Raw genomic sequence first — 12,160 nt, 5'->3', positions numbered from 1 at the left:
TCGTGATCCGCGCGCGTCCGCCGTCGGGCAGGGGCGCGTCGACGCGGCAGGAGCCACCACTTCATGACATCGGATTCCTCACAGGACCTCCCCGACGACTCCACCCCGGACGAGGTGGAGGTCGAGGAGACGCACAACGACTCCGACCACATCACCCGCCAGCAGGTGAGCAACGACTACGGCGCCAACGAGATCCAGGTGCTCGAGGGCCTTGAGGCCGTCCGCAAGCGCCCTGGCATGTACATCGGTTCGACCGGCCCGCGCGGCCTGCACCACCTGGTCAGCGAGATCGTCGACAACTCGGTCGACGAGGCCCTGGCCGGCTTCGCGAGCGACATCCGGGTCACCATGCGGAAGGACGGCGGCATCCGCGTCGTCGACGACGGTCGCGGCATCCCCGTCGACATCCACCCGGTCGAGGGCATCTCCACGGTCGAGCTCGTCCTGACGAAGCTGCACGCCGGCGGCAAGTTCGGCGGCGGCGGGTACGCGGTCTCGGGCGGCCTCCACGGCGTCGGCAGCTCCGTCGTGAACGCGCTGTCGGAGCGCCTCGACGTCGAGGTCCGCCGCCAGGGTGCCGTCTGGCGCCAGAGCTTCACCATCGGCGTCCCCGACGCACCGCTCGAGAAGGGCGAGGGATCCACGGAGACGGGCACCACGATCACCTTCTGGCCGAGCCGGGAGATCTTCGAGACCGTCGAGTTCGACTACGACACGCTGCGCGCGCGGTTCCAGCAGATGGCGTTCCTCAACAAGGGCCTCGCGCTCACGCTCCACGACGAGCGCGCGGCGGATGCCGCCGAGCACCGCACGGAGAAGTTCCTCTACGAGCGCGGCCTCGTCGACTACGTCGAGCACCTGGTGAAGGCGAAGAAGACCGAGGTCGTCAACGCCGACGTCATCGCCTTCGAGTCCGAGGACACGGTCAAGAGGATCAGCCTCGAGGTCGCCATGCAGTGGACCACCTCCTACACGGAGAGCGTCCACACCTACGCCAACACCATCAACACGCACGAGGGCGGCACGCACGAGGAGGGGTTCCGCGCAGCGCTCACGACGCTCGTGAACCGCTACGCGCGCGAGAACAAGCTGCTGCGGGAGAAGGACGAGAACCTCACGGGCGACGACGTCCGCGAGGGTCTCACCGCCGTCATCTCCGTCAAGCTCGGCGAGCCGCAGTTCGAGGGCCAGACGAAGACGAAGCTGGGCAACACGGAGGCGAAGGCCTACGTGCAGCGCATCGTCGGCCAGCAGCTCGGCGACTGGTTCGAGAGGAACCCGGCGCAGGCGAAGGACATCATCCGCAAGGGCATGCAGGCATCGCAGGCCCGCCTCGCGGCCCGCAAGGCGCGCGAGCAGACCCGGCGGAAGGGCCTGCTCGAGTCGGGCGGCATGCCCGGCAAGCTGAAGGACTGCCAGAGCAAGGACCCGGCGCTCAGCGAGGTGTTCCTCGTCGAGGGCGACTCCGCCGGCGGCTCCGCGGTGCAGGGCCGCAACCCCACGACGCAGGCGATCCTGCCGCTGCGGGGCAAGATCCTCAACGTGGAGAAGGCCCGCCTCGACCGCGCGCTGCAGAACAACGAGGTGCAGTCGATGATCACCGCGTTCGGCGCGGGCATCGGCGAGGACTTCAACGCCGAGAAGGTCAGGTACCACAAGATCGTGCTGATGGCCGACGCCGACGTCGACGGCCAGCACATCACCACGCTGCTGCTCACGCTGCTGTTCCGCTACATGCGGCCGCTCATCGAGCTCGGATACGTGTACCTGGCGCAGCCGCCGCTCTACCGCCTCAAGTGGTCGAACGCCGAGCACCAGTACGTCTACACCGACGCGGAGCGGGACGCACTGCTCGCGCACGGGCAGGCGAACGGGAAGCGCATCCCGAAGGACAACGGCATCCAGCGCTACAAGGGCCTGGGCGAGATGGACTACAAGGAGCTGTGGGAGACCACCATGGATCCCGCCACGCGCACGCTCATGCAGGTGACGCTCGACGACGCGGCCGGAGCCGACGAGGTGTTCTCGACCCTGATGGGCGAGGACGTCGAGTCCCGTCGCAGCTTCATCCAGCGCAACGCCAAGGACGTCAGGTTCCTCGACATCTGATCGAACGGGTGGCGGTCCGGCACGATGCCGACCGCCGCCCGGCACCGACTCCACGATCCATCACGAGCTGAACAGGACCTCCATGGCCGACGACATCACCCCGGACGACGAGCAGGGCACGGATGCGACCCCGGACGACGAGCAGGTCTCGTCGACCGATGCCGCGCTGCCCCAGGAGGGCGTGACGCCGGCGTCATCGGCCGCCGCCGCGTCCGACTCGCTGCCCGGCGCCATCGTCGATCCCGATGCGACCGTGGTCGTCACGCACGACCGCATCGAGCAGGTCGACCTCCAGCTCGAGATGCAGCGCTCCTTCCTCGACTACGCGATGAGCGTCATCGTGCAGCGCGCGCTCCCCGAGGTGCGTGACGGGCTGAAGCCCGTGCACCGTCGCGTCATCTACGCCATGTACGACGGCGGATACCGTCCCGACCGCTCCTTCTTCAAGTCGGCGCGCGTGGTCGGCGAGGTCATGGGCCAGTTCCACCCGCACGGCGACTCCTCCATCTACGACGCGCTCGTGCGCCTCGTGCAGCCGTGGAGCCTGCGCTACCCGCTCGCGCTCGGTCAGGGCAACTTCGGCTCCGCCGGCAACGACGGCGCCGCCGCACCGCGGTACACCGAGACGAAGATGGCGCCGCTGGCCATGGAGATGGTCCGCGACATCACCGAGGACACCGTCGACTTCCAGGACAACTACGACGGCCGCACGCTCGAGCCCAAGATCCTGCCGTCGCGCTTCCCGAACCTGCTGGTGAACGGGTCCGTCGGCATCGCGGTCGGCATGGCCACCAACATCCCGCCGCACAACCTCCGCGAGGTCGCTGCGGGCGCCCAGTGGCTGCTCGCCAACCCCGACGCGAACCGGGAGGAGCTCCTCGAGGCCCTCCTGGAGCGGATCAAGGGCCCCGACTTCCCCACCGGCGCGCAGGTGCTCGGCACCAAGGGCATCATCGACGCCTACCGCACCGGGCGCGGCTCCATCACGATGCGCGCGGTCGTCGCGGTCGAGGAGATCCAGGGCCGCGTGTGCCTCGTGGTCACCGAGCTCCCGTACCAGGTCAACCCCGACAACCTCGCCATCAAGATCGCCGAGCTGGTCAAGGACGGCAAGCTCGGCGGCGTCGCCGACATCCGCGACGAGACGTCGGGCCGCACCGGCCAGCGACTCGTGATCGTGCTGAAGCGCGACGCCGTGGCCAAGGTCGTGCTGAACAACCTCTACAAGCACACGCAGCTGCAGGAGAACTTCGGCGCGAACATGCTCGCGATCGTCGACGGCATCCCGCGCACGCTGGCGCTCGACGGCTTCATCTCGGCGTGGGTCGACCACCAGATCGACGTCATCGTCCGCCGCACGCGGTTCCGACTCGCCGAGGCCGAGGCGCGCGCCCACATCCTGCGCGGGTACCTCAAGGCGCTGGACGCGCTCGACGAGGTCATCGCGCTCATCCGCCGGTCCGAGACGGTCGATGTCGCCCGGAGCGGTCTGATGAAGCTGCTCGACATCGACGAGCTGCAGGCCAACGCGATCCTCGAGATGCAGCTGCGCCGGCTCGCGGCGCTCGAGCGTCGGAAGATCCAGGACCAGGCGGCCGAGCTCGAGGAGCGCATCGCCGAGTACCAGCACATCCTGGCCACGCCCAGCGTCCAGCGCGAGATCATCAGCGCGGAGCTGCAGGAGATCACCGACAAGTACGGTGATGACCGGCGCACGGAGATCATGCTCGGCTTCGACGGCGACATGAGCATGGAGGACCTCATCCCCGAGGAGGAGATGGTGGTCACGGTCACGCGCGGCGGGTACATCAAGCGCACGCGCATCGACAACTACCGCAGCCAGCACCGCGGCGGCAAGGGCGTGCGGGGGGCGCAGCTCCGGGCCGACGACGTCGTCGAGCACTTCTTCGTCACCACGACGCACCACTGGCTCCTGTTCCTCACGGACAAGGGACGCGTGTACCGCGCGAAGGCGTACGAGCTGCAGGAGGCCGGCCGCGACGCGAAGGGCCAGCACGTGGCGAACCTGCTCGCGATGCAGCCGGACGAGGAGATCCAGCAGGTCCTCGACATCCGCGACTACCAGGTGGCGCAGTACCTCGTGCTCGCCACCCGCGACGGCCTCATGAAGAAGACGGCCCTCACCGAGTACGACACGAACCGCACGGGCGGCATCATCGCGATCAACCTGCGTGACGGGGACGCGCTCGTGTCGGCGCTCCTCGTCGACGAGGACGACGACCTGCTGCTCGTGTCGCGCAAGGGGATGTCATTGCGGTTCTCGGCCGACAACTCGGCGCTCCGTCCGATGGGCCGGTCGACCTCCGGCGTGAAGGGCATGACCTTCCGAGGGGACGACACGCTGCTGAGCGCATCCGTGGTCGGCGACAGGGGATTCGTGTTCGTGGTCACCGAGGGCGGCTTCGCGAAGCGCACCGCGGCCGACCAGTACCGCGTGCAGAACCGCGGCGGCATGGGCATCAAGGTGGCCAAGCTGCAGGACGCGCGAGGCGACCTCGCGGGCGCCCTGATCGTGGGCGAGGAGGACGAGATCCTCGTCGTGCTCGCCAGCGGCAAGGTGGTACGGTCTGTCGTGGCCGAGGTCCCGGCGAAGGGCAGAGACACCATGGGTGTCGTGTTCGCCCGGTTCGCGGACGACGACAGGATCATCTCACTGGCCAAGAACTCCGAACGCAACCTGGTGGTCCCCGAAGCTGCGCCCGAGGCGTCCGACGGTACCGCTGCTGGAAAGGGAACACCCGATGAGTAGTGTCGCCGAGAAGCTCGCGAAGAAGTCGTCGCGAGCCACCACCACCAAGCAGGTGCGTCTGAAGCTCGTGTACGTCGACTTCTGGTCGGCTCTCAAGCTCGCGTTCCTCTTCTCCGTGGTGCTCGGCATCATCACCGTGGTGGCGACGTTCCTCATCTACGTCGTCCTGCAGACCACGAACGTGTTCGGCACGGTCGACCAGCTCTTCCAGGAGGTGTCGGGGTCCGCGGACTTCTCGCTGCAGGACGTCTTCGGCCTCGGCCAGGTGCTCGGCTTCGCGATCGTCGTGGCGGTCCTCAACATCGTGGTCGGCACCGTCCTCGGTGCCGTGGCGGCGCTGCTGTACAACCTCAGCGTGCGCATCACGGGCGGCGTCCTCGTCGGCTTCACCAACGCGTAGCCGATTGGGAGAAACGGGCAGGCGTACGGTAACGTGTACCTGCCCGATGGGGATATAGCTCAGTTGGTTAGAGCGCTTCACTGATAATGAAGAGGTCCCAGGTTCAAATCCTGGTATCCCCACCAACACCCCCGGATCCGCATGGTCCGGGGGCATGGCGGGAATCGAGTCGGGAGATCGCACGGCGATCCGAGGCTCGCCGATCGGGGTCATAGCTCAATTGGTAGAGCGCCTGCTTTGCAAGCAGGAGGTCCGGGGTTCGATTCCCCGTGACTCCACATCCAGCCCGTGAAGGGCATCCCGCTGTTCGCCCTCGTGCGCGACGCACCCTCGCCACGAGGCCATGCCGCGCCGGTGGCCGAGCGGTGCATCACTGGGCCCGGTCTGCGCGTGCGCAACGTCTCCGTTGCGTCCCCGTGCGAGCGGATGACCGCATCGCGAGGCGGACGACGAGGGCCCGGACACCTCTCGGTGTCCGGGCCCTCGGGTGATCGCGGGGCGATCGAGGTGAGGTGATCAGCTCGCGGGCTGGTCCTTCGCGTCGACGGCCTCGGGCTCGTCGTCGGCGATCCACAGGTCGTCGTCCGCGCGGAACGTCTGGTACAGCGCGTAGCCGACGCCGCCGACCACGACCACGCCGAGCGCGATGAGGGCGACTCCGCCGAAGCCGAGGCCCTTCTTCGCGGGCGCGACCTGGGGGACGTAGCGACCGACGTAGGAGCGGCCGTTGTCGACGTAGTGCTTGCCGAACTCCTGCGCCTTCGAGGAGACCTTGCCGGCCTTCTTGACCGCGTCCTTGACCTGCTTGCTGTTGCGGATGCCCTCGGTGGCCGCCACCGCGGAACCGGCAGCACCGGCGACGGCGGGGAGCACCGTGTGGGTGAAGCCCTTGTAGGCCGAGTCGGCCGCCGTGCGGACGCGCTCGGCGCCGGCCTCGTAGCCCGGACGGATGTGGTCGTCGACGCCGCGCTTGACGGCCGGGACGACGTGCTGGTCGGAGAGCTTGCGGGCCGTGTGCGCGGCCTCGGCCACGACGACGTTGGCCCGGTCGAGGACCTCGCGCTGCTCCTTGAGGACGGCGGCCGCGTGGGTGCGGAGCTTCGCCAACTCCTTCTTGTTCTTGCGTGACAGACCCAAGGGGACCTCCATCGGTGTGATTTCGCCAGGAATCCCAGTCTGGCACGGGTGCCTCCGGGGTCAAACACGGTGGACGCTGTGCGTCCGCCGAGTCCCAGCTCCGCCGTGAGACCATTGCTCCATGTCTGCGCACACTCACGTCGCCACCATGGCGACCAACCACGGCACCATCGTCCTCAACCTCTTCGGGTCCCACGCGCCCCAGACCGTCGAGAACTTCGTCGGCCTCGCCACGGGCGAGAAGGAGTGGACCCACCCCCAGACGGGCAGGAAGTCGACCGACCCGCTCTACGACGGCGTCGTCTTCCACCGCATCATCAAGGACTTCATGCTCCAGGGCGGCGACCCGCTCGGCCAGGGCACCGGCGGCCCCGGCTACCAGTTCGACGACGAGATCAGCCGCGACCTCGACTTCTCGAAGCCCTACATCCTCGCCATGGCGAACGCCGGCACCCAGGGCGGCCGCGGCACGAACGGCTCGCAGTTCTTCATCACCACCGCGCCCACCACGTGGCTCCAGGGCAAGCACACGATCTTCGGCGAGGTCGCCGACGACGCGTCCAAGAAGGTCGTCGACGCGCTCAACGCGGTCCCGACCGACGGCCGCGACCGTCCCCGCGAGGACGTCGTGATCGAGAGCGTCACCGTCGAGAAGGTCTGATGACCGATTCACCCCGTACGGCGGCCGACCGCTGCTACCGGCACCCCGACCGGCAGAGCTTCGTGCTGTGCCAGCGATGCGGGCGGACCATCTGCCCCGAGTGCCAGACGCCGGCCGCCGTCGGGGTGATCTGCCCTGAGGACATGAAGGAGCAGCGCCGCACCGCTCCGAGGTCCCGGGCGTCGTTCGTCACGCGGATGACGCGGAGCTCCGCGCCCGTCGTGACCTACGGGATCATGGCCGTCTGCGCCGTGGTCTGGATCCTCCAGGTGCTGCCTGTCGCCGGCGGCTACGTCACCACGTCGCTGTGGTTCGCGCCCGTGTACGGCAGCCTCGCCTCCGGGGACTACGAGCCGTGGCGCATGCTCACGAGCGCGTTCACGCACTCCCCGGACAGCATCTTCCACATCCTGCTGAACATGCTGTCGGTCTTCGTCTTCGGACGCGTCCTCGAGCCCATGCTCGGCCGCGCCCGCTTCCTCGCCCTATTCGTGATCTCGGCGCTCGGCGGATCCCTCGGCGTCGAGGTCATCGGCGCCGCGATGGGCGACTCGCTCACCGCGGTCGTGGGCGCCTCCGGCGCCATCTTCGGGCTCATGGGCGGCTACTTCGTCCTGGCCCGCAAGCTCGGCGGCAACGTCGGGCCGCTGCTGGGGGTCATCGTGCTGAACCTCCTCCTGGGCTTCGTGGTCCAGGGGGTCAGCTGGCAGGCGCACGTGGGCGGTCTCGTGACGGGGGCCCTGGTGGCGCTCGTCCTCCTGCGCACCCGCGCGGACCGTCAGCGCGGCGTCCAGGCGGCCTCGCTCGCGGGTCTCGCCGTGGCGATCGTGGTGGCGGCCGCCGCCTTCCCCGTCGCGATCTGACGCCGTCGACGTCCGCAGCCGCTCCCGGTGGGCGGCTGCTTCGTCGTGCCCGCGGGGCGGCGGGGGCCGTCGAAGACCGCGGATCGGCGGCGGAGCCGAGTTATCCACAAGCCAGTCCACAGTGGGGATAGTTACACGCGTGTCATTAGGACCGGGGCGGCCGAGGTGCCGGAGGAGACGGTGGTGGAGGCCGGGGAGCGGGATGCCCGACATGGCGGCGTTCCGCGGGTAACCCGCCGGGCCGGCTGCGAGTCCCCGGCTCCGACTCCCGGTTCTCCACATGTGTGGAGCGTTGTGCACAGGGAGTCTGTGGAGAACGGATCGCGGGTCGTCGGGCCGCCGTCGACGGCGCCGGACGCACGAGAGCCCGTCACCTCGTGGAGGTGACGGGCTCTCGGAGGTGCGCTCGGGTCAGCGCCACCTGGTGGTCATGAGGAAGCCGACCAGGATGAGGCCGAAGCCGATGAGGATGTTGCCGACGCCGAGGTCGGGGATGGGGAACGCGTTGAGGCTGACGTAGTAGACGATGAGCCAGGCGAGGCCCACGAGCATGAAGCCGAACATGATGGGCTTGAACCACACCGGGTTCGGGGCGTCCTCGTCGCGCACGCGTTCCTGGCGGGAGGGTCTCGTCGTCTTGTCGCGGGCCATGCGGTGATTCTAGCCGTACCCTCCTCCCCGGAGCCGGGAGGATGCCCGCGTCCACGGCGTCCCCGCCGCGGCGTCCCGTCCATGCGCGCCACCTACAATCGGCACATGAGTGCTCAGGATCCCGCGCCCACCCGCCGCTCCACGCGGCGCCGCGGCCGGCGGGGCGATGCGCTGCTCGGCACGGTCGGCGTCGTCGGGGAGCTGCTCCTGACGGCGGGCGTGCTCATCATGCTGTTCCTCGGCTGGCAGCTCTGGTTCAACGACATCGTCGTGAGCAGCGGGCAGCGCGACCAGGCGCTGGAGAACAGCCGCGACTGGGCGTCGGCCACGCCGGACGCCGCGGCCTCCCCGGATCCCGCGGCCTCCCCGGCGAGCCCAGGGGAGCCGGTCATCACCGCGGCTCCCGCATCGGACGCCACCGACTTCGGCAACATCTACATCCCGCGCTTCGGACCCGACTACGTCGTGCCGGTCGCGACCGGCGTCGGCCTCGGCAACGTGCTGAACCTCGGCAAGGTCGGGCACTACCGCGAGACGCAGATGCCCGGCGAGGTCGGCAACTTCGCCGTCGCTGCGCACCGCACCACCTACGGCAAGCCCTTCAACCAGATCACCGACCTGCGCGTCGGCGACGCCATCGTGGTCGAGACGCAGGACGGCTGGTACACCTACCGCTTCCGTACACTCGAGTACGTGAAGCCCACCGGAGTCGACGTGCTCGCGGAGGTGCCCCAGGCACCCGACAGCCAGCCGGGGGACCGCATCCTCACCATGACGAGCTGCAACCCGCTGTTCTCCGCCGCCGAGCGCGTCGTCGCGTACAGCGTCTTCGAGTCGTGGCACCCGCGGTCCGACACGTCCCCCGTCGCCGCCCTGTCCGGCACGTCGTTCGCGAAGGCGGGCTGACCGTGTACGCGGCGTTCTGGCGCATCCTGCCCGGGCCGGTGTGGGTGCGCTTCCTCATCCTCCTGGTGCTGCTGGCGGCCATCCTCTTCTCGCTCGTCACCTGGGTCTTCCCCTGGGTCGACTCCATCGTCAACACCCAGGAAGTCACGGTGCATCAGTGATACGCGTCCTCGTCATCGACAACTACGACAGCTTCGTCTACACCCTCAACGGGTACCTGCAGCAGCTCGGCGCCGAGACCGTCGTCATGCGCAACGACGACCACGCCGAGGCCGACATGGCCGGCGTGATCTCGGAGTACGACGCGGTGCTGGTGTCGCCCGGGCCGGGCAAGCCGTCCGAGGCCGGCGTCTCGATCCCCACGGTCACCGCCGCCCTCGCCTCCGGCACCCCGCTGCTCGGGGTCTGCCTCGGGCACCAGGCCATCGCGGAGGCGTTCGGGGCGACGGTGACCAACGCGGAGGAGCTCATGCACGGCAAGACGTCGCTGGTCACGCACGACGACGGCGACTTCTACCTGGGCGTCCCGCAGCCGTTCACGGCCACCCGCTACCACTCGCTGGCCGTCGTCGACGGCACCGTCCCGTCGGATCTCGTGGTCACGTCGCGGACGGAGGGCGGGGTCATCATGGGCCTCCGCCACGAGGCGGCGCCCATCGTCGGCGTGCAGTTCCACCCGGAGTCCGTCCTCACGGAGGGCGGCTACCGCATGCTCGGCAACTGGCTCGAGGGTGCCGGTCTCGTGGGCGCCCGGGACACGTCGTCCCGGCTGTCGCCGCTCGTCCGCGTCGCCTGACGGCCGCGGGCGGCTCCCCGGAGATCGGTTCTCGGGGATCAGCCTCGGGCGGTCGTCGGCGTGGGGGTCGGGCTCGGCGAGGGCGCCGGGGTGCTGCGCGGAGCGCCCGTGCAGTAGGTGAGCGCGACCGTGGACCGCTGCGCCACGTCACCCGGGGGCACGGACTGCTGGCTCACCGGGGATCCGTCGGCTCGCCCGCAGGAGGGGTCCCGGCGCGTGGTGACCACCAGCTCCGACGACTCCAGCAGCTTCTGCGCGTCCGCCAGCGGCTGGCCGAGCACGTCCGGCAGGGCGACCCGGCCGTTCGAGAGGATCAGCTTGACCGCCGATCCCTCGTCGACCTGCTCGGTGCCCGCCGGCTCCGTCCGGAGGACCACGCCGTCCGGGACCGTGGGTGACGACTCGCGCACGACCTCGCCCACCGTGAGGCCCGCCGTCTCGAGGTTCGCCGTCGCCGTGCCCTCGTCCATGTTCGCGAGGTTGGGCACCTGCACCTCGGGAGGACCGGACGACACGAACACGTCGATCTCGGTCTTCGAGGCGACGTTCTCGCCCGGGTCGGGGTTCGTGCGCAGCACGAGGCCCTCCTCGACCGTGGTGCTCGCCTCGTCGCGCTGGAGGGGGACGAGGTCGGCCTCCTCGAGGGCCGCGGCGGCGCTGGCGTAGGTGGATCCGGCGACGTCCGGGACGGTGGGGCTGATGTCGGGCGGCCCGATGGCGCTGAGGTTCGTGACCCAGATGACGACGGCGATGAGGATCACGACGACGACGGTGACGCCCGCCCAGATCCACGGCACCGGCGGACGGCTCTGCGTGCGGACCGTGCGGTCGTCGTCGACGCCGAGCTGGCGGAGTGCCTGCTGCGAGGACGACGGGCCGGCGGGGGACCCGAAGAGCGTCGCGCCCACGTCGTTGGTCGGTGCCTCGCGCGGTGCGAGCGTGCCCTCGGCGGCGCGGTCGAGGTCGGTGCGGAACTCGCCGGCGGTCTGGAAGCGGGCGTACCGGTCCTTCGCCATGGCCTGCAGGACGACCTGATCGAGCTGCGGGGACACGTGCTCCTGCACGGTGCCGGGGGCGACGGGGGTCTCGCTGACGTGCTGGTAGGCGACGGCCACCGCGGTGTCCGCCCGGAAGGGCGCCTGACCGGTGAGCATCTCGAAGAGGACGACGCCCGCCGAGTACAGGTCCGTGCGCGCGTCGACCGACTCGCCCTTGGCCTGCTCGGGGGAGAAGTAGCGGGCGGTGCCGAGGATGGCGGTGGTCTGCGCGATGGTCGCGGAGGTGTCGGAGACGGCCCGCGCGATGCCGAAGTCCATGACCTTGGCCTGGCCGGCCGGGGTGATCATGATGTTCCCCGGCTTGATGTCGCGGTGCACGACGCCGGCGCGGTGCGAGTACTCCAGCGCGGTGAGGACCTGGCGCAAGATGCGGACGGCCTCGTCGGGGTCGAGTGGGCCGTCGGTGATGAGGTCCTTGAGGAGACGGCCCTCGACCCGCTCCATGACGATGAACGGCACGGTGTGGCTGCCGCCGTCCTGGTCGGTCACGACGTCCTCGCCGGCGTCGAAGACGCGGACGATGGTGGGGTGCGACATGCGCGCCGCCGCCTGCGCCTCCTGGCGGAAGCGGCTGCGGAAGGCGGGGTCCTCGGCGAGACCGCGTCGGAGCACCTTGACCGCCACGCGGCGACCGAGGCGGGAGTCGACGCCCTCGAAGACGTCCGCCATGCCCCCGCGGCCCAGCAGCGCCCCGATCTCGTAACGGCCGCCCAGAACACGCGCGTCGGTCACGGACTGCCTCTCGTCGGGATCGGGTTCAGGACGGGGATGAGCTTACCCGGGGTCCGCTGGGGATCCCGGCGGCTCCC

11 protein-coding genes and 2 tRNA genes are annotated in these 12,160 nt (G+C 69.6%); 10 read left to right on the top strand and 3 right to left on the bottom strand.

Annotated elements, in window-relative coordinates:
- The first annotated feature begins 63 nt into the window (after positions 1–63).
- The 5 genes from gyrB (at position 64) to AC07VC_RS01540 (ending at position 5,557) form a co-directional block, all read left to right on the top strand.
- The gene (gene gyrB / locus AC07VC_RS01560; protein ID WP_494674666.1) at positions 64–2,109 is read left to right on the top strand and encodes a DNA topoisomerase (ATP-hydrolyzing) subunit B; all 2,046 of its coding nucleotides are present in this window, start codon (positions 64–66) and stop codon (positions 2,107–2,109) included.
- Positions 2,110–2,191: 82 nt separating this feature from the next.
- Positions 2,192–4,879: a DNA gyrase subunit A gene (gyrA, locus tag AC07VC_RS01555; RefSeq protein ID WP_494674667.1), complete on the top strand. Its 2,688-nt coding sequence runs from the start codon at positions 2,192–2,194 to the stop codon at positions 4,877–4,879.
- Positions 4,872–5,279: a DUF3566 domain-containing protein gene (locus AC07VC_RS01550; protein WP_011931227.1), complete on the top strand. Its 408-nt coding sequence runs from the start codon at positions 4,872–4,874 to the stop codon at positions 5,277–5,279. The genes gyrA and AC07VC_RS01550 overlap by 8 nt, the downstream gene beginning before the upstream one ends.
- 48 nt (positions 5,280–5,327) lie before the next feature.
- A tRNA-Ile gene (locus AC07VC_RS01545) sits at positions 5,328–5,404 on the top strand.
- 80 nt (positions 5,405–5,484) lie between these two features.
- Positions 5,485–5,557, top strand: a tRNA-Ala gene (locus tag AC07VC_RS01540).
- Positions 5,558–5,795: 238 nt separating this feature from the next.
- Here AC07VC_RS01540 and AC07VC_RS01535 read toward each other — a convergent pair.
- Positions 5,796–6,416, bottom strand: coding sequence for a hypothetical protein (locus tag AC07VC_RS01535; protein WP_239544805.1), 621 nt, complete (start codon positions 6,414–6,416; stop codon positions 5,796–5,798).
- A 121-nt stretch (positions 6,417–6,537) separates the two neighbouring features.
- Between AC07VC_RS01535 and AC07VC_RS01530 the strand changes: the two genes are divergently transcribed.
- Together AC07VC_RS01530 and AC07VC_RS01525 are read left to right on the top strand one after the other, a co-directional pair.
- Complete coding sequence (locus AC07VC_RS01530) at positions 6,538–7,077, top strand: peptidylprolyl isomerase (protein ID WP_494674668.1); 540 nt, start codon at positions 6,538–6,540, stop codon at positions 7,075–7,077.
- Positions 7,077–7,940: a rhomboid family intramembrane serine protease gene (locus tag AC07VC_RS01525; protein ID WP_494674669.1), complete on the top strand. Its 864-nt coding sequence runs from the start codon at positions 7,077–7,079 to the stop codon at positions 7,938–7,940. The genes AC07VC_RS01530 and AC07VC_RS01525 overlap by 1 nt, the downstream gene beginning before the upstream one ends.
- Before the next feature lie 411 nt (positions 7,941–8,351).
- Here AC07VC_RS01525 and AC07VC_RS01520 read toward each other — a convergent pair whose 3' ends face one another.
- Complete coding sequence (locus tag AC07VC_RS01520) at positions 8,352–8,591, bottom strand: cell division protein CrgA (protein WP_015488825.1); 240 nt, start codon at positions 8,589–8,591, stop codon at positions 8,352–8,354.
- A gap of 105 nt (positions 8,592–8,696) precedes the next feature.
- Between AC07VC_RS01520 and AC07VC_RS01515 the strand changes: the two genes are divergently transcribed.
- The 3 genes from AC07VC_RS01515 to AC07VC_RS01505 are packed head-to-tail and all read left to right on the top strand — an operon-like array spanning position 8,697 to position 10,293.
- Positions 8,697–9,497: a class E sortase gene (locus AC07VC_RS01515; protein ID WP_494674670.1), complete on the top strand. Its 801-nt coding sequence runs from the start codon at positions 8,697–8,699 to the stop codon at positions 9,495–9,497.
- A gap of 2 nt (positions 9,498–9,499) precedes the next feature.
- Positions 9,500–9,658, top strand: a complete 159-nt coding sequence (locus AC07VC_RS01510) for a hypothetical protein (protein ID WP_494674671.1) — start codon at positions 9,500–9,502, stop codon at positions 9,656–9,658.
- Positions 9,655–10,293 carry an anthranilate synthase component II gene (locus AC07VC_RS01505; RefSeq protein WP_494674672.1) on the top strand — a complete coding sequence of 213 codons (639 nt, stop codon included), beginning with the start codon at positions 9,655–9,657 and terminating at the stop codon, positions 10,291–10,293. Before AC07VC_RS01510 ends, AC07VC_RS01505 begins: the two co-directional genes overlap by 4 nt.
- A gap of 38 nt (positions 10,294–10,331) precedes the next feature.
- Here AC07VC_RS01505 and pknB read toward each other — a convergent pair whose 3' ends face one another.
- Positions 10,332–12,083 (bottom strand): Stk1 family PASTA domain-containing Ser/Thr kinase, encoded by a 1,752-nt coding sequence (pknB, locus tag AC07VC_RS01500; protein WP_317228922.1) that lies wholly within the window; start codon positions 12,081–12,083, stop codon positions 10,332–10,334.
- Between the last annotated feature and the right edge of the window lie 77 nt (positions 12,084–12,160).

Source organism: Clavibacter sp. GW821-FHT01D01 (genome assembly GCF_059422605.1).
Note: the sequence above shows the minus strand (reverse complement) of the source record. Positions and strands in the feature narration are given on the sequence as shown.

Excerpts from the sequence above, each read along its gene's own strand:
- gyrB (WP_494674666.1), top strand. The coding sequence starts at position 64 with ATGACATCGGATTCCTCACAGGACCTCCCCGACGACTCCACCCCGGAC.
- gyrA (WP_494674667.1), top strand. The coding sequence starts at position 2,192 with ATGGCCGACGACATCACCCCGGACGACGAGCAGGGCACGGATGCGACC.
- AC07VC_RS01550 (WP_011931227.1), top strand. The coding sequence starts at position 4,872 with ATGAGTAGTGTCGCCGAGAAGCTCGCGAAGAAGTCGTCGCGAGCCACC.
- AC07VC_RS01530 (WP_494674668.1), top strand. The coding sequence starts at position 6,538 with ATGTCTGCGCACACTCACGTCGCCACCATGGCGACCAACCACGGCACC.
- AC07VC_RS01525 (WP_494674669.1), top strand. The coding sequence starts at position 7,077 with ATGACCGATTCACCCCGTACGGCGGCCGACCGCTGCTACCGGCACCCC.
- AC07VC_RS01520 (WP_015488825.1), bottom strand. The coding sequence starts at position 8,591 with ATGGCCCGCGACAAGACGACGAGACCCTCCCGCCAGGAACGCGTGCGC.
- AC07VC_RS01515 (WP_494674670.1), top strand. The coding sequence starts at position 8,697 with ATGAGTGCTCAGGATCCCGCGCCCACCCGCCGCTCCACGCGGCGCCGC.